The organism is Enterobacter sp. NFIX59 (assembly GCF_900113755.1).
GTDB classification, from domain to species: Bacteria; Pseudomonadota; Gammaproteobacteria; order Enterobacterales; family Enterobacteriaceae; genus Enterobacter; species Enterobacter pseudoroggenkampii.
In genome coordinates this window covers 91,069-112,093 of record NZ_FOQN01000001.1, presented here as the reverse complement: position 1 = coordinate 112,093, position 21,025 = coordinate 91,069, and the positions used below count along the sequence as shown (strand labels likewise).

At 52.7% G+C, this 21,025-nt stretch carries 17 protein-coding genes; 8 read left to right on the top strand and 9 right to left on the bottom strand.

Annotated elements, in window-relative coordinates; genetic code table 11:
* Window positions 1–350: 350 nt before the first annotated feature.
* The 4 genes from BM007_RS00540 to BM007_RS00525 all read left to right on the top strand — a co-directional run bounded on the left by BM007_RS00540 (window position 351) and on the right by BM007_RS00525 (window position 4,804).
* Complete coding sequence (locus tag BM007_RS00540; protein WP_090416729.1) at window positions 351–2,480, top strand: putative bifunctional diguanylate cyclase/phosphodiesterase; 2,130 nt, start codon at window positions 351–353, stop codon at window positions 2,478–2,480.
* 92 nt (window positions 2,481–2,572) lie between these two features.
* A complete protein-coding gene (locus BM007_RS00535) occupies window positions 2,573–3,805 on the top strand; it encodes a sensor domain-containing diguanylate cyclase (RefSeq protein ID WP_090416727.1) in 1,233 nt (410 codons plus the stop codon).
* A 74-nt stretch (window positions 3,806–3,879) separates the two neighbouring features.
* Window positions 3,880–4,020 (top strand): Ecr family regulatory small membrane protein, encoded by a 141-nt coding sequence (locus tag BM007_RS23185; RefSeq protein WP_021240268.1) that lies wholly within the window; start codon window positions 3,880–3,882, stop codon window positions 4,018–4,020.
* A 217-nt stretch (window positions 4,021–4,237) separates the two neighbouring features.
* The gene (locus BM007_RS00525) at window positions 4,238–4,804 is read left to right on the top strand and encodes a DJ-1/PfpI family protein (protein WP_061714998.1); all 567 of its coding nucleotides are present in this window, start codon (window positions 4,238–4,240) and stop codon (window positions 4,802–4,804) included.
* Between the two features lie 133 nt (window positions 4,805–4,937).
* Here BM007_RS00525 and BM007_RS00520 read toward each other — a convergent pair whose 3' ends face one another.
* The 3 genes from BM007_RS00520 to BM007_RS00510 all read right to left on the bottom strand — a co-directional run bounded on the left by BM007_RS00520 (window position 4,938) and on the right by BM007_RS00510 (window position 9,660).
* Complete coding sequence (locus tag BM007_RS00520) at window positions 4,938–5,276, bottom strand: STAS domain-containing protein (RefSeq protein WP_061715005.1); 339 nt, start codon at window positions 5,274–5,276, stop codon at window positions 4,938–4,940.
* Window positions 5,277–5,365: 89 nt separating this feature from the next.
* Window positions 5,366–7,783, bottom strand: coding sequence for a glycogen/starch/alpha-glucan phosphorylase (locus tag BM007_RS00515; RefSeq protein WP_090416723.1), 2,418 nt, complete (start codon window positions 7,781–7,783; stop codon window positions 5,366–5,368).
* 260 nt (window positions 7,784–8,043) lie between these two features.
* The gene (locus tag BM007_RS00510; protein ID WP_090416721.1) at window positions 8,044–9,660 is read right to left on the bottom strand and encodes a peptide ABC transporter substrate-binding protein; all 1,617 of its coding nucleotides are present in this window, start codon (window positions 9,658–9,660) and stop codon (window positions 8,044–8,046) included.
* A gap of 185 nt (window positions 9,661–9,845) precedes the next feature.
* Here BM007_RS00510 and mpaA point away from each other — a divergent pair, with 185 nt between their 5' ends.
* Complete coding sequence (gene mpaA, locus BM007_RS00505; protein ID WP_024907156.1) at window positions 9,846–10,559, top strand: murein tripeptide amidase MpaA; 714 nt, start codon at window positions 9,846–9,848, stop codon at window positions 10,557–10,559.
* On the opposite strand, the gene ycjG is transcribed toward mpaA, so the two are convergent.
* A complete protein-coding gene (gene ycjG, locus BM007_RS00500) occupies window positions 10,550–11,515 on the bottom strand; it encodes an L-Ala-D/L-Glu epimerase (RefSeq protein WP_024907155.1) in 966 nt (321 codons plus the stop codon). The genes mpaA and ycjG overlap by 10 nt on opposite strands.
* A 107-nt stretch (window positions 11,516–11,622) precedes the next feature.
* On the opposite strand from ycjG, the gene tpx reads away from it, so the two are divergent.
* Both tpx and BM007_RS00490 read left to right on the top strand, forming a co-directional pair.
* On the top strand, window positions 11,623–12,129 hold the full coding sequence (gene tpx / locus BM007_RS00495) for a thiol peroxidase (RefSeq protein ID WP_023335907.1): 507 nt from the start codon (window positions 11,623–11,625) through the stop codon (window positions 12,127–12,129).
* Between the two features lie 275 nt (window positions 12,130–12,404).
* Window positions 12,405–13,613 carry an aldose 1-epimerase family protein gene (locus BM007_RS00490; protein WP_024907154.1) on the top strand — a complete coding sequence of 403 codons (1,209 nt, stop codon included), beginning with the start codon at window positions 12,405–12,407 and terminating at the stop codon, window positions 13,611–13,613.
* Between the two features lie 37 nt (window positions 13,614–13,650).
* Here the strand turns inward: BM007_RS00490 and tyrR are convergent, their stop codons facing one another.
* From tyrR to BM007_RS00475, 3 genes are all read right to left on the bottom strand, one after another.
* A complete protein-coding gene (gene tyrR, locus BM007_RS00485) occupies window positions 13,651–15,192 on the bottom strand; it encodes a transcriptional regulator TyrR (RefSeq protein WP_023312028.1) in 1,542 nt (513 codons plus the stop codon).
* Window positions 15,193–15,304: 112 nt separating this feature from the next.
* Window positions 15,305–16,357, bottom strand: a complete 1,053-nt coding sequence (locus BM007_RS00480; RefSeq protein ID WP_048991945.1) for a YcjF family protein — start codon at window positions 16,355–16,357, stop codon at window positions 15,305–15,307.
* Window positions 16,354–17,751, bottom strand: coding sequence for a YcjX family GTP-binding protein (locus tag BM007_RS00475; RefSeq protein WP_024907152.1), 1,398 nt, complete (start codon window positions 17,749–17,751; stop codon window positions 16,354–16,356). Before BM007_RS00475 ends, BM007_RS00480 begins: the two co-directional genes overlap by 4 nt.
* 155 nt (window positions 17,752–17,906) lie before the next feature.
* Here BM007_RS00475 and BM007_RS00470 point away from each other — a divergent pair, with 155 nt between their 5' ends.
* On the top strand, window positions 17,907–18,917 hold the full coding sequence (locus tag BM007_RS00470) for a LacI family DNA-binding transcriptional regulator (protein ID WP_090416719.1): 1,011 nt from the start codon (window positions 17,907–17,909) through the stop codon (window positions 18,915–18,917).
* 34 nt (window positions 18,918–18,951) lie between these two features.
* On the opposite strand, the gene BM007_RS00465 is transcribed toward BM007_RS00470, so the two are convergent.
* Both BM007_RS00465 and BM007_RS00460 read right to left on the bottom strand, forming a co-directional pair.
* A complete protein-coding gene (locus BM007_RS00465) occupies window positions 18,952–19,866 on the bottom strand; it encodes an OmpG family monomeric porin (RefSeq protein ID WP_090416717.1) in 915 nt (304 codons plus the stop codon).
* Between the two features lie 66 nt (window positions 19,867–19,932).
* Window positions 19,933–21,015, bottom strand: coding sequence for an ABC transporter ATP-binding protein (locus tag BM007_RS00460; RefSeq protein WP_048991940.1), 1,083 nt, complete (start codon window positions 21,013–21,015; stop codon window positions 19,933–19,935).
* Window positions 21,016–21,025: the final 10 nt, after the last annotated feature.

Sequence of the window (21,025 nt, the reverse complement as noted above, 5' to 3'; positions counted from 1 at the left end):
TGAGATTTGTCTTAAGTCAGACAAAAAGAGTGTATTAGTGAAAATGTTCTGCGCAGGATGCTGTGATACTGGTCTCTCGCCATCTTAAGCGATAGTATCGCCCGCGGTGAGACGATACGATCGCCCTCATATTTAAGGAGCTTTGCTACTTTTATTCGTTTTTGTTTAGCAATGCTTAATACATTAACAATGGAATATATTTTATATTCTTAATAAGTTTTAGAGTATTAATATGACTGGTCATTTTTCACGATAAATAACTAATATGGTTTGAATGCGCATGTTCGTTGCCCGATAAAGATGTACCCGGCAGGCGAAATCGGTAACCCTCTCAGGCGTGGGATTGCATAATGCTCAATATATCGTGGGACCCTGTGTTAATCGCTATCTCTTATCTGGTGGCGTTTATCGCCTCCTTTGTGGCGCTGGACAGCGCCGGAAAGATCCCCCTTTCCAGCCGAAAGGCTGCCCTGTTCTGGCGCATTGCCGCTGGGGTTACGCTGGGCATTGGCATTTGGTCGATGCACTTTATCGGCATGCTGTCGATGCAAATGCCCATGATGATGAGCTACGACCTCTGGTTAACCCTTGCTTCACTCGGCGCCGCGGTGGTTGCATCGACCACGTCTCTGAACATTGCCGTCGCGGGCAAAAAACGTTCTTCCTTTCGACTGATCCTCGCCACGGCTATCCTGAGCGCTGGCATGGTGTCTATGCACTACATCGGTATGGCGGCCCTGATGCTGGATGGCAGCATCATCTGGGATCGCCGCATTGTGGCGGTATCCGTGGTTATTGCCGTTGTTGCTTCCGGCACGGCGCTGTGGCTGGCTTTCCGTCTGCGAGATAAACACAAAGGCGTCTTTATCGATCGTCTTCTCGCGGCCCTGGTCATGGCCGCCGCCATTTGTGCGATGCACTATACCGGCATGAGTGCCGCGCATTACCCGGAAATGTCGCATACCCTCCCCGGCGGGATTGGCGAACTGGGGTTATCCATCTGGGTTTCGGTCACCACGCTCTGCCTGCTTGGCGTGATGTTAATTATTTCCCTTGTCGATTCTCACCGACGCACCGGCCGGCTGACGGACAATCTGCGGCAGCTCAATCGGCAGCTTGAGCTGCAGGCGCGCTTTGATGCGCTCACCGGACTCGCGAACCGCCACCAGATGGATCTCCGTATGCAGGACTGCCTGCGCAGCGCGTTGCTGAGTAACAGGCAATTTGCCGTCATATTCCTGAACGTCGATCATTTCAAACGCGTCAACGATACCTGGGGTCACAGCGTCGGCGATGAGTTATTGATCACCGTCGCACAGCGCATCACGGCCCGACTCACGCGTGAGATGACCCTGGCAAGACTGGGAGGAGACGCCTTTATCCTGCTGGTGCCGGAATGTGATGATGAAAAGCTCAACGCCCTGCTCACTTCACTGCTCGGGGATGTACGACGCCCTCTGTCTGTTTGCGGACATACGTTGAGCACGACGATCAGCGCGGGCGTCAGCCTCTATCCTCAGGATGGCGAAACGCTGCACGAGCTCAAACTTAAGGCGGATGCAGCCTTACATCATGTCAAAGACGATGGGCGCAACGGCTGGGCGATTTATCAGTCCGAGATGTCAACAGCGATCCCGGCGAAACCCGGATTCCTGCAGGAACTTTCTCAGGCGCTTGAACGCGATCAGTTTGAACTGTGGTACCAGCCCACCTGGCATGCGGGAGAGAAAACCATTCATGGTTTTGAAGCCCTTCTGCGCTGGCGGCATCCTGAGCAAGGCGTTGTACTGCCTGGTCTGTTTATCCCCTCGCTCGAGCAAACAGGCTTAATTATCCCGGTGGGCAACTGGGCCATTGAAGCGGCATGCCGGCAGCTGCATTTCTGGACTGAACAAGGGTTCAGCCAGTGGACGTTGTCGCTCAACCTATCCCCCGTACAGTTCGAACAGCCGGACATTTTCCCTATCATCTCGTCGATGCTGGAAAAATATAACTTGTCTCCGTCCCGGCTGATCCTTGAGGTAACGGAGAGCACCGCGCTTAAAAATCTCGACCGCAGTATTGAGTTGCTCAATACGTTTAATCACGCAGGGATCACCGTCTCGATTGATGATTTCGGTACGGGCTATTCCAACCTGCTGATGCTGAGCGTGCTTCCGGCTAAAGAACTTAAGATCGACAGAAGCTTCGTAACCTCGATGCTGGAAAATGAAAAAAGCTACAAACTGGTTGAAACCATCATCAGTATCGCCCGGACCATGGAAATGAATGTGGTGGCAGAAGGGATCGAAACGGAAGAACAGCAGGCGGTCCTCACCCGTCTCGGCTGTGATTATCTGCAGGGGTATCTTTTTTCCCGCCCTTTACCAGCTGAACAGGTACCATGGCTGCTGCTGCAGATAAACTCCGACAAACAAATTATACCAATTGGTAAAATTCATTCGGAAAACGCATTTGCTTCACAAAAAAATCATGCCTGACGGGATGAAGTGGAGTATGTTTCAAAGCAGTACACGCGATTCAATTCTGTCATACATGTCAGCCACAGTGTGCCAATGAACAGGAAATGCCTATGTCGCAACCTTGTTTTGATGCGTTGAATGTAATTAAAACACCCGTGTGGCTCATTTCACCCGTGTCGGAACAGATCATTTTTGCGAATGTGGCCGCAACGCAGGTCATGGGGGATAAAACGCTCGATGACCTTCGCAAAGGTACCTATTCTGCGAATGCGCAACTCCTCCTGTCGATGTATGTACCTGAACTGAAAACAGAGCAGGAGATCGTCGAAATCTGGACAATCAGTTGGGATGGCCAGGATACGCCGTTAAGCTGTCGTCTCTCGCTTGCCCACTACGACCCCTGGGGTGACGTGATTGTTTTCGAGGGGACCTCACCACAATTACTCTCAGGATTGAAGGCCAGCCGTTCCGCCACCTACCGGCGGAAAAAACAGGGATTTTACGCGCGCTTTTTTCTGACCAACAGCGCCCCGATGCTGCTGATCGATCCTGCCCGCGATGGTCAAATCGTCGATGCGAATCTGGCTGCACTCAATTTTTATGGCTATTCACACGACGACATGTGCAGTAAGCATACCTGGGAAATTAATACCCTGGGGCGGGATGTGATGCCCATTATGACGGCGATTGCCGCGCTACCCGGTGGTCATAAGCCGCTCAATTTTGTTCACCGCCTGGCCGATGGATCCACCCGCCACGTTCAGACGTATGCCGGGCCCATTGAGATCTACGGCGACAAGCTGATGCTGTGCATCATTCACGATATCACCGAGCAGAAAAGGCTGGAGCAGGAACTGGAGCATGCGGCGTTACGTGACTCCATGACCGGGCTACTCAACCGGCGCCAGTTCTATGCCATTACCGACCAAAACAGCCTCAATTATCTTCCTGCGCAACAGCAATTTAGCCTGCTGCTGGTGGATACCGACCATTTCAAAAATATTAACGATCTGTTCGGTCATCTTAAAGGTGATGAGGTGCTTATCGCCCTCTCACGAACGCTCGAAGCCTGTAGTCGGGAGGGCGACATGGTGTTCCGCTGGGGTGGCGAAGAGTTCGTAATTCTGCTGCCGCGCACTTCTCTCGACACCGCGTTGCAGATTGCCGAGTCGATCCGTGCAGCCGTAGCCCGCATTACGATTCCGGGCTTACCGCGGTTTACCGTCAGCATTGGCGTGGCGCGGCACGATCAGGGGGAGAGTATTGATGAGCTGTTTAAGCGTGTGGACGATGCCCTGTATCGCGCTAAAAATGACGGACGCAATAAAGTCCTTGCTGCATGAAACTGGAGTATCCAGTAAAGCCCCGCTACAATGCCCTCCTCGAATCAATTAGCTTCAGGTGGGTTAAAGCTGCAATGGGAAAAACAGAAATAATACTCACCTTAATTATTTTACTCCTTATTATATTTGGCTTCTGGTTTATTTTTAGCGGTGAGATCTGGTATCTCGTCGAATTCCTTGAAAATAGCCTTTACCCGACCTTCGACGCACCGTAACGCACGTTTAATCGCTTGTTTCACCTACCGAATATGTCAGGTATCTGCTTCCCTTACAGCCGCGTAAAATACGCGGCGTTATCCTCCAACAACGTTGATAACGAATCACTTATTCATTTGCTTATGTTGCCCGTGCTCTGACGGGCTTTTTTATTTCCGGCAATTCAGCCACGCCAGGCTATATCTTAATCATCTTTATTGAAAAAGGTGAGGAATGATGAGCAAGAAGATCCTGATGCTGGTTGGCGACTACGCCGAAGATTACGAGACCATGGTGCCTTTTCAGGCTTTGCAGATGATTGGCCATCAAGTAGATGCAGTCTGTCCCAACAAACCAAAGGGCGACTACATCATGACGGCAATCCATGATTTCGACGGCGCCCAGACCTATAGCGAAAAACCCGGTCACCGCTTTACCCTCAACGCCGACTTTTCCACCGTCAAGGAACAGGATTACGACGCGCTGCTCATCCCCGGCGGGAGAGCGCCCGAGTATCTGCGGCTAAATGAGGACGTGTTAAAGCTGGTGCAGGCATTTGACGCCGCGCGTAAGCCGATTGCGGCAGTGTGCCACGGCCCGCAGCTGCTCGCTGCCGCGGGCATCCTGAAAGGACGAACCTGTAGCGCCTACCCGGCCTGCGCGCCTGAGGTGCGCCTCGCCGGAGGACACTACGCCACTATCGGCATCGATCAGGCCCACGTAGACGGCAACCTGGTGACGGCTCCCGCCTGGCCCGCGCATCCGCAGTGGCTGGCGAAGTTTAGTGCGTTATTAGCACAATAGCGCGCCGGTATCAGCCCGAGCGAATACCGTGCGGGTGGAGCGGAGCCATGTTTTCAGGACTGGCGCGAGAATGCGTCAGTTCTCGTTTTAACCGTTGGCACATCCCGCTTTCTCCCCGAAGAGCGCTGTGATATTAGCCCATCAACACCTGCAGGGCATCCTGCCGATTGGCCTTAATAGAAAAAATACGATCCATCCTGGTCAGCTTAAAGAGATCGTTTGTATTGCTGTTAAGCGAACACAGCACCAGCTCACCCTTGCCGTTTAAACTCTTGAGTATGGATACCAGCGCGCCGAGACAGCTGCTGTCAATAAAATCTACGTGGCTGAAATCCAGCAATATCTTTTTATTGCTTTTTTCAATCACCTCCAGCACCTGCTGCTTAAAGGTCTGCTCGACAGAAGCATCCAGCCTGCGAACCAGCGGAACGACAATCTGTACGTCATTTTCACTCTGTATTTCAAAGTTCATAATCACCCTCACATCAGGCGTAACGTGTTCCCGAATGCAGATCTTAGTGCACCGGCATCGCTCCCGGAAGGCAACCGGAAGCATGACCCTCAGCAATTTATTCCCCAAATATCCCTTGCATATCCCTGAATGGTTCTGTCACTCGAAAACTCCCCCATTCGGCTAATATTTAGCAACGCTTTTCGATGCCACTGGCGCGGATGTTCAAAATCCGCCATTGCCTGACGTTGGGTTTGACTGTAGCTGTCAAAATCCAGCAGATGACAATAATGATCGGCTGTTGTCAACATATGGTGTAGCTGTGCAAAAATTTCACGATCGGCGGTAAATTCGCCAGAAATAAGCGTATCCACTATACGCATCATTCGAGGATCGCTCTGACGATAGAAACGATTATTATCGCCATTTGAACGCATTTCATTGATTTCTTCAGCCGTCGCGCCGAAAAGATAGAAGTTTTCTACCCCAACAGCATTAAGAATTTCTATGTTGGCACCATCATACGTACCCATTGTTAACGCACCATTCAGCGCGAACTTCATATTACTGGTTCCAGATGCCTCCGTACCTGCTGTGGATATCTGTTCAGACAGGTCTGTTGCCGGTATTATGCTTTCGGCTAAGGAGACTTTGTAATCCTCAAGAAAAATGACTTTCAGCTGTCCGGCAATACGCGCATCGCTGTTGATTTTATTCGCAACAGCATTAATTAACTGAATAATAAGCTTTGCCATTCGATAACCGGGTGCCGCTTTACCTGCAAAAAGATGCACCTTAGGCGCTATGGTTCTCCCATTCTCTTTAATATCAATATAGAGAGAAATGACGTGAAGAATATTCAGAAGCTGGCGCTTGTATTCGTGAATGCGTTTTACCTGACAATCAAACATTGCCATAGGGTCCAACATAATCCCATAACGTTGTGAAACAATCTGGCTCAGCGCGGATTTATTTTTGAATTTAATGCCGCGGATATGATCGATCACCCCCGTATCATCCGCATGCTTCTCCAGCTGTCGAAGCATATGTAAATCCGTCGGCCATCGGGTACCCAATTGCTGATTCAGAAACGCGGCAAGATTTGGGTTAGCCTGCTGCAACCATCTGCGCGGCGTAATGCCGTTGGTCTGATTAATGAATTTATCTGGCGTAATAAAATAAAAATCGGGAACCAGGTGCGTTTTGATAAGCTCGGAATGGAGCATCGCCACCCCATTTACACAATGACTCCCGACGATGGCCAAATTTGCCATCCTGATACTTTTCTCGTTGTCCCCCGAAAACAGAGACAAGGAGGTCAACAAATGCGGTTTGTCGGGCCAACGGGAGGCGACATCCTCAAGAAAACGGTGGTTAATCTCAAAAATAATCTGCAAGTGCCGCGGCAACAGTTTTTCAAACAACGCCACTGGCCAGGTTTCCAGGGCCTCAGGCATCAGCGTGTGGTTCGTGTATGCACAAGTTCTTTGGGTGATATCCCAGGCCTGGTGCCAGGGAAGGTTATGTTCATCTACAAGTATTCGCATCAACTCGACAACAGCCAGCGCGGGATGCGTATCATTAAGCTGGATAGCAACATGCTTCGGCAATAAAGAAATATCCGTTTCAATTTCAGTATATTCACGAAAAATATCACGCAAAGTACATGCCACAAGAAAATACTCCTGAGTAAGTCTGAGCTCCTTACCTGAGAGAATTTCATCAGAAGGATAGAGTATTTTTGAGATATTTTCAGAAGCTATTTTTTCACTAACTGCTTTTATATAATCGCCATGATTGAAAATATGAATATTGAAAGAGTTAGAAGCTACGGCACTGTATAAACGAAGTTTATTAGTGGTGTTACCTCTGTAACCAGAAACGAAATAATCATTAGGAATGCCTACTATTGTATTCCATCCCATCCACATTGGATTGTAATTACCATTAACATCATCTGAATGTTCAATGAAACCACCAATGGGGATCAGCATAGCCTGACTATGGTGTTCAACTAGCCAGGGGGAGTGCATGGAATGCCAGTCATCTGGATGTTCGACTTGCTGACCATTCTCAAACGTCTGCCTGAATAAACCATATTCGTATTTGATACCATGCCCTGAAGCAGCAATATCTAACGTAGCCATAGAATCGATGAAGCAGGCGGCCAGGCGCCCTAACCCCCCGTTCCCAAGTGCCGCATCGGGTTCTTCATCAAAAATATTATCAAAATCAAATCCGAGTTCATTGACAACCTTACGCATATCATCTAGCAAATTCATATTCATCAGGTTGTTACGCAATGACTGCCCGAGTAAAAATTCCATTGAGAGATAATAAACGCGTTTTTTCTTTTCAGCGCGCTGCCGGGCCTGACTATCGAGAAAGCGATCTTGCTGAAAATACCGCACTGCCAGCGCCACAGCATTGAATATATCGCCGTTGGTAGCCTTGTCCAGGCTAACGCATAACGTATATTTTAATTGTGTTTCGACAAGTTCACGCAACTCTCTGTTAGTGAAAGACATATTGACCTCACTGGAGTTACTGCATGTTTTTAATATGCAGAACACAAGATATTATTTTGTTCAAGTGTAGATGGCGATTTTCAACACATGCAATTTTTACCCACAATTACGTATTGTGTTTTTTGAATCGCATGATAAATATCAGCGCGAGTATCGTCAGGAAAGTGCTATTTTCTGCTGTGGCGGGAGGGGATCAGAAGGAGCAACTGGCGCTAAACTCCGCGCCAGTTCTGGATTTTGTAGTAGTTAAGTCCTGGGCGTCAGTGTTTCTCAATATACATTGTCCGGCTATACGCCACGTCTTCCGGGTTATTGATGGGGTAGCCTTTCACCCAGGGCTTAATCAGACGACCATTGGTGTACTGATAAATTGGCGCGATGGGCGCTTTCTCCATGAGGATTTTCTCCGCCATGTTGTAGTCCGTATTACGCGCTTTCGCCGTGGTTTCCAGCGTCGCCTGATGGATAATTTTATCGTAAGCCGGGTCATTGAAACGCGAGATATTGCCGCTGTGGGTTGAGGTCAGCAGGGACAGGAAGGTCGATGGCTCGTTGTAATCGCCTACCCATGACGCGCGGATCACATCAAAATTACCGGTATTACGGCTGTCGATATAGGTTTTCCACTCCTGGTTTTGCAGCTTGACGTCCACACCGAGATTTTTCTTCCACATTGACGCCACCGCAATGGCGATTTTCTGGTGGTTTTCCGAGGTGTTGTACAGCAGGGTCAACTTCAGCGGACGCTGAGGACCGTAGCCTGCGGCCTGGAGCAAGGTTTTCGCCTGAGCATTCAGCTCCTGCTGTGACATCTGCTCGAACGGTGAAGGTTCAGGCGTGAAGCCCGCCGTCACGTCAGGCGTGAAATGCCAGGCCGGCTTCTCACCGGTACCTAATACCTTCTCCGCCATAATGCGGCGATCGATGGTCATGCTCAGGGCAAGACGAACCCGGGCATCGGCCGTCGGGCCCTTTTGCGTGTTAAACGCGTAGTAGTAGGTTCCGAGCTGAGGCGGCGTATATACCTGTCCCGGAATGTCCTTCAGGAGCTTCTGATACATGTTTTTCGGGAACGATTCGGTGATATCAATATCCCCCGCCAGATAGCGTTTGGTGGCGGATGATTCCTGATTGATCGGAATGAAGGTCACTTTTTGCAGGACAGTTTTCGCATTGTCCCAGTAGTGGGTATTCGGAACGACAACCAGTTTTTCATTCACCACGCGGTCGTTCAGGACGTATGCGCCATTGCCAACCAGGGCACCCGGACGCGTCCACTCTTTACCGCTTTCAACGTTCGCTTTTTGTACCGGATAGAAGGCAAAGTTTGCCGTCAGGTTGCTGAACCACGGTAGCGGTTTGTCCAGCTGGACGCGTAAGGTTCTGGCATCCACCGCCGTCACGCCCAGGGTGTCAGGCGCCGCTTTACCATCGATAATGGCCTGCGCGTTGTTGATACCCGCCAGCGCCGCAAACCAGGCAAACGGAGACGTGGTTTTCGGGTCAACCAGACGCTGCCAGCTGTAGACAAAATCCTGCGCGGTGACGGGCGTACCGTCAGACCATTTCGCGTTGTCACGCAGGGTAAACGTCCAGATACGGTTATCGTTGCTCTGCCAGCGCGTCGCCACGCCCGGAGTGAGCTCCCCTTTCTCGTTCTGATTCACCAGCCCTTCGAAAAGATCGCGAATCACCTGAATCTCGGGCAACCCCACCGCTTTTGCCGGATCGAGCGAGGCAGGTTCGTCTTTAATATGCCTGACCAGCTCCTGTTTTTGCGCCAGTACCGTGCCCTGCGGCACATAAGCAGCGTATGAGAGTGTAGAGAGCCCGCACAGACACAGTGCGGTAAAAAGACGCGAAACAGGATGCTTCATAAGATCCCCTTTAATAAATTCAGGTAACAAGCAGATGCGTAATTATTTGTTTCGACAATAAGAAATGCAAATAACTTACGCCTGAATAGTGATTTAAGGCAATTCTCAGCCGTTACGGAAACTATTTGATTAACAGCGGCTTTTGCACAACACTGCCAGTAGAGATTTTTTTATCAGGATTTCGTATGGCAACCACCCGACCACGCGCGGAACGCGGCGCCTTTCCTCCGGGCGCGGAACAATATGGCCGCTCATTTTTAGGCGCATCGCTGATCTGGTTCCCGGCACCCGATGCCGATCGCGACAGCGGTTTGATCATTGCCGGCACGCACGGTGATGAGAACTCGTCTGTCGTCACGCTCTCGTGCGCGCTGCGGACGCTGACGCCGTCATTACGACGCCATCACGTGATTCTTGCCGTGAATCCGGATGGCTGCCAGCTTGGATTACGGGCAAATGCGAGGGGGGTCGACCTGAACCGTAATTTCCCGGCGGCAAACTGGCGCGCCGGAGAAACGGTGTATCGCTGGAACAGCTCAGCCGAGGAGCGGGACGTGGTGCTGCTGACGGGAGACAAGCCCGGTTCCGAGCCGGAAACGCAGGCGCTGTGCCAGCTTATCCATAAGATCCACCCCGCGTGGGTGGTCTCCTTCCACGATCCGCTGGCCTGCATTGAAGATCCGCGTCACTCCGACCTGGGCGCGTGGCTGGCACAGGCTTTCGCCCTGCCGCTCGTCACCAGCGTGGGGTATGAAACACCCGGATCATTCGGAAGCTGGTGTGCCGATTTGAGCCTGCCCTGCATCACCGCTGAATTCCCGCCGATATCCTCCGACGAAGCCAGCGAAATTTACCTAAAAGCGATGATGGAGCTTCTGCGCTGGCAGCCTCAGAGATGAAGCACGCCGCTGGTAAATTTAAGGGCCGGTGAAACGTCAACCGCCAGCCACGTCGGGCCATCCAGATCGGCGAAACGAACCTGGTTGACCAGCGGCAGCGCCGCGCCGATCGCCCGGGAGGTGCAGAGCATGCATCCCAGCATCAGGGCGAACCCCTGCGCCCGGGCTTCCGCTGCAAGGGCCAGGGCTTCTGTCAGTCCGCCTGCCTTGTCGAGCTTGATATTGACCATCTCATAGCAGCCCTTAAGCTCGCTCAAATTTTCGCGGGTGTGGCAGCTTTCATCCGCGCACACGGGCAACGGATGGATAAAATTCTTCAGAGCTGCATCCTCTTTTACCGGCAGAGGCTGCTCCAGCATCGCTACGCCCAGATCGGCCAGCAGCTGGCATCGCGCGGCCAGCCCCTCGGGATGCCACGACTCGTTGGCGTCCACAATCAGCGTGGCTGAGGGCACCGCCGAGCGAATAGCGACCATCCGCTCGCTGATCAGACGATCGTCGAGCTTCACTTTTAACAGCGTGGCCCCGGCGTCATAGAGCGCTTTTGCGCTGGCGGCCATTTGCTCCGGCTCACCAATCACGACCGTCTGCGCCGTCACGACGGTCTCCGGCACGACCACACTCAGCAAGGACGTCAACGATTTTTGCTGCTTAGCGGCTTCAAGGCTCCAGAGCGCACAGTCGATGGCGTTGCGCGCCGCCCCGGCGGGTAAACGCTGCTGTAACGCCTCGCGCGTGAGCCCTTTTTGCAGGTCAGGCACCAGGGTCATGATCTGCGCCATCACCGACGCAGGACTTTCTCCGTAGCGCGGGTAAGGCGTACATTCCCCGACGCCTTTCATACCCTCTTCTTCGATTTCAACTACGACCACGCTGGCTTCACTTCGGCTGCCGCGGGAGATCACAAACGGGGTATGCAATGGCCAGGCTTCTTCATAGACCTTAACGCTTCTCATCACTGACTCCTTGCGGCCCGGTAAGGCGAAAAATTTGGTTTGCCGTGTTATCCGCTGATGGCATACACTAGCCCCGACGTTAACTATATGTAAACAGGAAGATATCTATGTCACAACTCGTTCATTTCCAGGGCAACCCGGTTGCTGTAGCAGGTTCCATTCCGCAGGCTGGCAGCAAAGCGCAGGCTTTTACTCTGGTGGCTAAAGATCTGTCTGACGTCACACTGGCTCAGTTTGCGGGCAAACGCAAAGTACTGAACATTTTCCCAAGCATTGATACCGGCGTTTGTGCCGCATCCGTGCGTAAATTCAACCAGCTGGCGACTGAAATGGACAACACCGTTGTGCTGTGCATTTCCGCTGACCTGCCGTTTGCCCAGTCCCGTTTCTGCGGTGCCGAAGGCCTGAGCAACGTTATTACCCTCTCCACCCTGCGCAGCGCAGATTTCCTCGAGAAATATGGCGTCAGCATTGCTGAAGGCCCATTGAAGGGTCTGGCAGCACGTGCTGTACTGGTTCTGGATGAAAACGACACCGTCGTCTTCAGCGAACTGGTTAACGAAATCACCACCGAGCCGGACTACACTGCCGCGCTGGACGTGCTGAAAGCATAATAAGTCCTTAGCATTCTATACAACTTATTCTCAACCTCGCTACGGCGGGGTTTTTTATTACTTCAGAGCTGAATCGTTAAAGCTTAAATGCTCGTAAGTCACATTAATCATGCAATAACTTAGGCAATATGTAACATGAGCGTGATCAGTAACGCATAATAATCGTTAAAATTCCCTATTTTCATCCCCAGTGAAGCACATCACATTTCCCTTTTTGTCTAAACATTAGATTTGCTTACGAAAGAAAATAATCGTTTCAGCAAAAAGGATAATATATGAAGATTAAATTCGCTTTTACGCTCCTTGCGGTCCTGATTTCTGGTCATGCTGCGGCTAAAACCTGGGTGCTGACAAGCGCTGAAAGCAGCGTAGAGAAAGGAAACTGGAAGATTTCCAGTGACGAGCTGAAAGTTAAGGATCAAACGTTCAGCATTGAGCAAAAAGTCTTACATGGCGGCAAGCAGGAAGGCAGCAAAGTCATCATTATTAGCAGCAAAGATGGCCTCACCATCACCCTGAGCCCGACCCGCGGGATGAACCTTCTGCACGTAGAAGGCTTTGGCACCAGACTGGGTTGGAATTCCCCCGTCAAAGAGGTCGTTAATCCGGCTTATATCAATCTTGAAAGCCGCAACGGTCTCGGCTGGCTGGATGGTTTCAACGAGATGATGGTGCGCTGTGGCTATGAGTGGACAGGGCACCCGGTCACCGCGGACGGGCAAATTTACACCCTGCATGGCAGAGCCGGTAATACACCGGTATCGCAGGTAGAGGTCGAGGTTGCGGATGCCGCTCCGCATGAGATCCGCGTTCGGGGTTTGATCAAAGAGAGCACCTTTAAAAAAGCGGATCTGCAAACCATGACAGAACTGCGCTACGTCCCCGGAACCAACCAGTTCAGCCTGCATGATGTTCTGACCAACCATGCAGATTACCCTCATGATTACCAAATCATCTATCACAGCAACTTCGGCACGCCAATCCTCGAAGAAGGCGCCCGATTCCTTGCGCCTGCGGTGAGCGTGAGCCCATTCAATGACTACGCCAAAGCGGGCGTTAACGACTGGCAAACCTACGCCGGGCCGACAAAGGGCTTTGATGAGATGGTCTTTAACATTAAACCGCTCGCAGACAACAACCACGAAACGCTCGCGGCAGTGGTCAATAAAGCCGGAGATAAAGGCGCATCAATCCAGTTTGATACGCGCCAGCTGCCCGTGCTGACCTTATGGAAAAATACCGACACGCTGAAGCAGGGTTATGTCACGGGCATCGAACCGGGTACCAGCTACGCCTACCCCGTGACGATTGAACGCGAGCAGAAGCGGGTTAAGCAGCTGGAGCCAGGCGCCAGCGCGCAGTTTGATCTGACCTATACCCTGCTGCACAGCCCGCAGCAGGTGAAAGACGTCGAAAGCAGGATTGCGTCGATTCAGGGAGAGACAAAAACAGAAATCGTTAACACGCCGATGGCGAAGGAATAAACGTAAAGTAAAAAGCCTCTTTGCAGAGGCTTTTTTGTTATTCGTCACCTTTCTTATGATTCAAACCGTACTCACGCAGCTTATTCGCGATCGCGGTGTGCGAGACGCCAAGACGTTTTGCCAGCTTGCGGGTGCTGGGATAGCTGCGGTACAGCTGCGTCAGCACAGAACGCTCGAAACGGCTGGTGATGTCGTCCAGCGACCCTTCCATCGCCTCTTCGCCTACCGATACCGTTCCGGCGTCGTAATCCGGCAGCAGGATATCCTGCGGACGTAGCTCATACCCTTCAAGCTGGGTCAGCGCGCGATATACGGCGTTTTTGAGCTGACGAATGTTGCCCGGCCAGCCGTAGCGCATTAGCACCGTGCCAAGATCGGCAGACAGTTTCGGACGCGGCACCCCCTGCTCGTCGGCAAAGCGGGCGACGAAGAGCTCCGTAAGCGGCATGATGTCCTGGGGGCAATCGCGCAGCGGCGGAATATTCAGCGTCAGGACGTTGAGGCGGTAATAGAGATCTTCGCGGAAGATCCCCTTTTGCACCAGTTCAACCAGGTTTTTCTGGGTGGCGCAAATGACGCGCACGTCCACATGCACTTCGTGATCCTCACCGACGCGGCGGAACGTTCCGTCGTTCAGGAAACGCAGCAGCTTAGCCTGCATACGCGGCGACATTTCGCCGATTTCGTCCAGCAGCACCGAGCCGCCGTTAGCCTGCTCGAAGAACCCTTTCTTGCCTTCCGGCGCGTGACCAAACAGCTCGCTTTCAACGGCATCTTCCGGAATAGAGGCGCAGTTGAGTGCCAGATAGGGCTTAGCCGCACGCGGACTCGCCAGATGCACGGCATGAGCCAGCAAGTCTTTCCCGGTGCCGGTATCCCCGGTAATCAGCAGCGGCGCGGTCAGGCTTGCGAGCTTGCGCGCCTGATCAACCACATGGCGCATTTTCGGACTGACGGCAATAATCTGGCTGAATGCACCAACGTCCTGACTGGAGAGGTTTTGCAGCTGGCGACCCATGCGTAACGTCGAGCGCAGCATGATCACTGCCCCGGTCAACACGCGAGTATTCCCTTCTCCTTTCAGATAGACCGGCGTGATCTCCATCAGGAAATTCTGTCCGTTAATCACCACATGCTCGCTAAGCGTGTTCTGCGGATTGCTGTCCAGCCAGCGCTGGAAGTTAAAGCCGGGGATCAGCTGCGCGGCGTTATGATTGCTGAGCTTCTCCTGACTCTGCGCGAACAGCTGGCAGCTCGCGTGGTTAACGCGCTCAACTTTGCTCTTCAAATCCAGGGAGAGGAACGGCTCGGGCATGGCTTCCAGCAGCGCGCTCAGGGCCAGGTGCTCACGCTCAGAGGGCATCCAGGGAATGGTGCGTACATCCGTAACGCCAGCGATACGGCGGATTTCCGCCATCAGGCTGCTGAAGGTATTAAATTCAATTTCGGCAAAATTGAGGTAAATTCGCCCGACAGGATCGATCTCAATGCCACGTAAATCAATGCTACGTAAAACAAGAAGATCGAGTAATTCGCGGGTCAGACCGAGACGGTCTTCACAGAAGACTTCAAGACGCATGGGAAATTCACCGTTTTAAGCCAATAACAGTAAAATGATATGTCAGAACACGGTGATCCGGAAGATGGCTGTCAACAAATATTGACAGCCAGCACGATTAGTGAACAAAACCTCACGGAGTCGGTTTTTTATTGAGCGTCTCTTTGAGCTGGCCGATCAGCTCACGCCTGAAATCCCCCAGCCGGGGCTTATCGCCATCAATCCACGGCAGCGGACGGCAGACCTCCATCGCTTTAATTCCCAAACGCGCCGTTAATAACCCCGCGCCGATACCCTGAGCGGCACGGGCAGAAAGACGCGCCGCCAGATCCTGCGACATCCAGTCCATGCCCACTTCGCGCACCAGCTCACTCGCCCCGGCGAACGCGATATTGAGCAGGACCAGTTTGAACAGTCTCAGCCGACTGTAATAACCCAGCTCTATGCCGTAAAGGTTCGCAATACGGTTGATCAGGCGCAGGTTGCGCCAGGCGATAAAGGCCATATCGACCAGCGCCAGCGGGCTGACGGCAATCATCAGGGTAGATTCCGCCGCAGAGCGGCTGATCTCGCGTCGCGCCTGGGCATCCAGCACCGGCTGAACCATATGGGAGTAGAGCGTCACCACTTCCCGGTCATTCTGGGTTTCATGGATGGCGGCATACCAGCGCTGAAGCGCCGGATGCGACTGATCGATGCCGGCCTGGCTGGCCAGCTTTTCACAGAACGCGCGACCTTTCCCGGTGCCGTGGCTGTGGAGCAGATCCCGCGCTTCATCACGCTCATGCGCGCGCTGGCGCAAACGCCAGAGCCGACGCCACTCGGTGGCAACCGACCCGATGCCCGCCCCCACAATCAGCGCGCCCGCGGCACATCCGCCCAGCGCGACCCAGTCCTGAGTATGCCAGGCATTCATCGTCCACTGCACGCCCTGCCCAACCACGCTTACGCCAAACAGCGCCAGACCGGCGGTGACCATCTTGCGCCACAGACTGCGTTTTGGACGCAGAGCGGCTTCCACAACCGCCTCAGCCGGTCCTTCTTCGACGCCAGGCTCCTCAGTCAGGGCCGGGGCAAAGTTATCAGCCTGCGTGCCGCTGAACGTCTGCGCGGTTTTGAACGCCTCCTGAGGATCCTTCTCAAGCGTTCCGGTAAAGTCTATGCGCGGTTTTAACGGTTCCGTCATCGCAATTTATCTCCAATCAAAAACTCCAGCGCCGCATCCAGACGGATATGTGGTAATGGCCTGTCGACGCTCATTGCCTGCGGGCGGAAGGCTTCAAACTGGAAGCCCTGGTTCTGCCAGAAGGCCTGCCCCGGCAGCCGCGCAGGCACTTCGCCCGGATACACGGTAAGCGGTTCACCGTCGCTGAGCCGGTTCCCGCGTAATGCCGGTATTTTCTCACCGTTAAGGTCAATCAGCCCGCTTTGCGTCGCCTGCACGGACGCGAGCCCAAGGCAATCCATGCCGATCCCTTCGAAGGCGGCGTTTTGCCAGGCGTCCTGCACCAGCTGCTGCAGCAGCGACACCATATTGGCATGCTGGTCGACCGTGACGTGATCGGCCTTCGTGGCCGCAAAGAGCAGTTTATCGATTACCGGTGAGAACAGACGGCGAAACAGAGTCCGCTGCCCGTAGTGAAAACTTTGCATCAGCTGCGTCAGCGCAAGGCGCATATCGTTGAAGGCCTGTGGCCCGCTGTTAAGCGGCTGCAGACAATCCACCAGCACAATCTGACGGTCAAATCGCAAAAAGTGGTTTTTATAGAATCCCTTGACCACTTTTTCACAGTAGTAATGGTAACGCTCGCGCAGCATCCCGGCGTTAGTGTGCTTATCCGCCTGCGCCAGCGTCGACTCACCCACCCCGTCCACATCCGGCCAGGGGAAGAACTGAAGCGCAGGCGCGCCCGCTAAATCACCCGGCAGAACAAATCGCCCCGGCTGAATGAAGTGTAACCCTTCCTGCTTGCACTGGTGCAAATACGCCGTCCAGGCGTCGGCAATGGCCGCCAGACGGTTCTCATCTGCCGGCGCAAGCGGGTCCAGACCTTCGCACAGCTGTCGCCATTTGGCCGACCACCCGGCGCGCTGCCCCTGCAACAGGCCCGTCATCTGGCGGGACCAGCTAAGGTAATCCTGCGCCAGCATCGGCAAGTCGAGCAGCCATTCGCCGGGGTAATCGACGATTTCCAGGTACAGCGTGGAGGTATCCTTGAAGTGACGCATCAGGGATTCATTCGAGCGAAAACGCAGCGCGAGGCGAATTTCACTGACCCCTCGCGTCGGCGTCGGCCAGGTGGGCGGATCGCCATAGAGCTGCGCCAGCCCTTCGTCATAGGTAAAACGTGGAATACCAAAATCCCGCTGTGGGACGCGCTTCACGCCCAGCAGACGCTCTTCCCGCACCGCGCTAAGCAACGGCAGACGCGCCCCGGCGTGCAGGTTCAGGAGCTGGTTTACCATCGCGGTGATAAACGCTGTCTTACCGCTGCGGCTCAGCCCCGTCACGGCCAGACGCAGATGACGGTCAACGCCACGGTTCACCAGTGAATTGATTTCGTTCTTAAGTCGCTTCATCGCCGTCCTTCGTTGCCTGGAAGCCTTGAATGCATGGCTTCAGAATACAATAAATGGGGGCAGATCGTTGATTATCAATTCTTATTTATTGCTATTGCCGTTTTCTCTCCAGTAAGATGAACGGCATTGCTGTCAGTCCGGAGTGAGTAAGGTGTATGTCACCCACCATCTATGATATCGCACGGGTTGCGGGCGTATCGAAATCAACCGTTTCCCGCGTTCTGAATAAACAAACGAATATTTCTCCCGAAGCACGTGACAAAGTGCTGAAGGCGATTGACGAATTAAATTATCAACCCAACAAACTGGCTCGCGCCCTGACCTCTTCAGGCTTCGATGCCATTATGGTTATTTCGACCCGTTCAACCAAAACCACTGCCGGTAATCCCTTTTTCTCCGATGTCCTTCATGCCATTACGGCTAAAGCGGAAGAAGAAGGGTTTGATGTTATTTTGCAAACCTCAAAAAGCAGCGAAGACGATCTGCTGAAATGTGTAAGTAAAATAAAGCAGAAAATGATCAAAGGGATCATTATGCTGAGTTCACCCGCAAATGAATCCTTTTTCACCACGCTGGATGCATATGGCGTACCGGTAGTAGTTATCGGCAAAGTGGAAGGTGAGTATCAGAATATTTATTCCGTCGACACGGATAATTTTCATGACAGCGCCACGCTGACCGAAACTTTTATAAAAAACGGTCTCCGAAAAATTGCCTGTCTGCATGCGCCGCTTGATTATCATGTTTCGATCGATCGTCTGGCGGGTTATAAAGCCAGTCTGGAAAAGCACCATATTGCCATTAACCCGGACTGGATCAGGGATGGCGGTTATACCCATGAGAGCGCGCTCACGGCAGCTCTGGAACTGTTGTCGTCACCCACGCCGCCTGATGCGGTATTTGCGACCGACAGCATGAAGTTGCTCAGCCTCTATCGTGCGGCGGATGAGTTGAATCTGATGATCCCGGAACAGGTGGTGATAGCCGGATACAGCGACCCGATGCTGTCTCTCATTTTAACGCCCGCACCTGGCGGCTTTGATATCCCCACACGAAAACTGGGGGAAGAGAGCTGCGATCTTCTTTTCAGGCGTATTGCGGGTCAGCCCGCCCCGCAAAAAGTGCTGGTTGATACCCACTTTTTGTTGGCTGCTTCCCTTCGCTAAAACCAGGGGCTTAGTGCCCCTGGCGTGTCGTCGGTCAGAACGCGTAGTTTACGCCAACCCCCGCATAGTGGAAGCGGTCGTTTTCACCCTCGTCATGATTTTCCCACTCATAGGCGTATTCCAGCGTCATGGATAAACCGTTGTTGAAGTCATAGGCGTACTGCATACCCAGTCGGTTGAAATTATGCCCTTCACGCTCAGGATCGTCCTGCCAGTCCCAGTTCGTCCAGCGATCAAGTCCCAGTCGAGTGTAAGGCGTTAGGGTCGTCTGGCCCAATGAAATAGGCAGATAGGCGCGAATTTCCTGGGTGGAGAATTCACCGTTATTACGGGTACTGTCCATATTGAAGCCGCGCTCTAAATAGTAATTCACTTTAGCCGCAAAGGTTTCGTTAATGGTCCATGTAAAGCCCGTTTCGGTTTCGACGCGGCTGTCAGCATAGCCGGTTTTTTCCAGATCGTTGGCAAACTGATACATGGCAAACCAGCCGCTAAACCGCCAGTCATCGGTTAATTTAATGTCCCAGTCAGGCTGAATTTTGTAGCGCTGCATATTCGCACTACCGTCTTTGGCACCGTGTTCATCTTTAAAATGATAACTATAATTTCGGAAACCACCGGTCAGACCGAAAGTAAAATCATCGGTTCCGATAAAGCGATAGCGTAATTCAAATTCAGGACGGTCAAAATAGGTTCCACGGGTCATACTGCTGTAATCAACCGGCCCCTCCTGATACATCGCCAGAGAAATAGTCCACGCATCCCAGGTTGCATTAAACCACACGGAGTGTTCATATAATCCATCTTTATCGTCGGCCTGACCTTCAACGTTTTCTATTTCATACATCGCGCCAATATTAAATTCCCACTGTTTAGCTGTTTCTGATGCTTGTGCGCAGCTAACCCCTGCGCACAGAACAAGCGCAGCACTTCTTAGTAGAGTACCCATTAAATATTCCCTTTATAATTTACAAACAAAAAAACCGGAAATTTGCATTTCCGGCAAACACCTTTCTTATCTAATAGCCGCTTCGGTTTCAGCGTCGAAGAAATGGCACTTACTCATATCGAACTGGATGTCGATATTATCCCCAGCGGCATAGTCATTCGCGGCGCCTGCGCGAACCACCAGTTCATGGCCGCCAACGGTGGCATAGAGCATGAACTCCGCGCCGGTCAGTTCGGCGACGCTGACTTTCGCCGCGATGTTTTCACCGCTGCTCTGCAGAGTGAGAATATCTTCCGGGCGGATGCCAAAGACTACGGCTTTGCGCTGATACCCTGCGGCATTCAGTGAAGCGAGCGTGTCTTCCGGGATCGCCAGACGCAGCGTTTCCGTGACGAAATAGCGGTCATCGATAGCGCCGCGAATGAAGTTCATGGCTGGCGAGCCAATAAACCCTGCGACAAACATGTTCGCCGGTTCGTTGTACACCTGCTTCGGGGCACCGACCTGCTGAATAATGCCGTCTTTTAAGATCACGATGCGGGTTGCCATCGTCATGGCTTCCGTCTGATCGTGGGTTACATAAATCATGGTGGTATTAAGCTTCTGGTGCAGCTTGCTGATTTCAGCCCGCATCTGCACGCGAAGCTTGGCATCGAGGTTGGAGAGCGGTTCATCCATCAGGAACACGCCCGCTTCGCGCACGATCGCCCTGCCCAACGCCACGCGCTGACGCTGTCCGCCGGACAGCGCGCCGGGTTTACGCTTGAGGTACTCCCGCAAGCCGAGGATCTGTGCCGCCCAGTGAACGCGCTCTTCGATAACCGCCGGGGCGATTTTCTGCATCTTCAGGCCAAACGCCATGTTGTCGTAGACCGTCATATGCGGGTAAAGCGCATAGTTCTGGAACACCATCGCGATATCGCGAGACTTGGCGGGCACGTCGTTCATGCAAACGCCGTCAATGACCAGTTCACCCGCGCTGATCTCCTCCAGACCGGCAATCATACGCAGCGTTGTGGATTTACCGCAGCCCGAAGGCCCGACGAAGACGATGAACTCCTTGTCTTCGATTTCGAGATTGAAATCCTTAACCACGTGGACCTGGTTATCATAGATTTTCTGAATGTGTTTCAGAGACAGTTGAGCCATTGTTAATTCC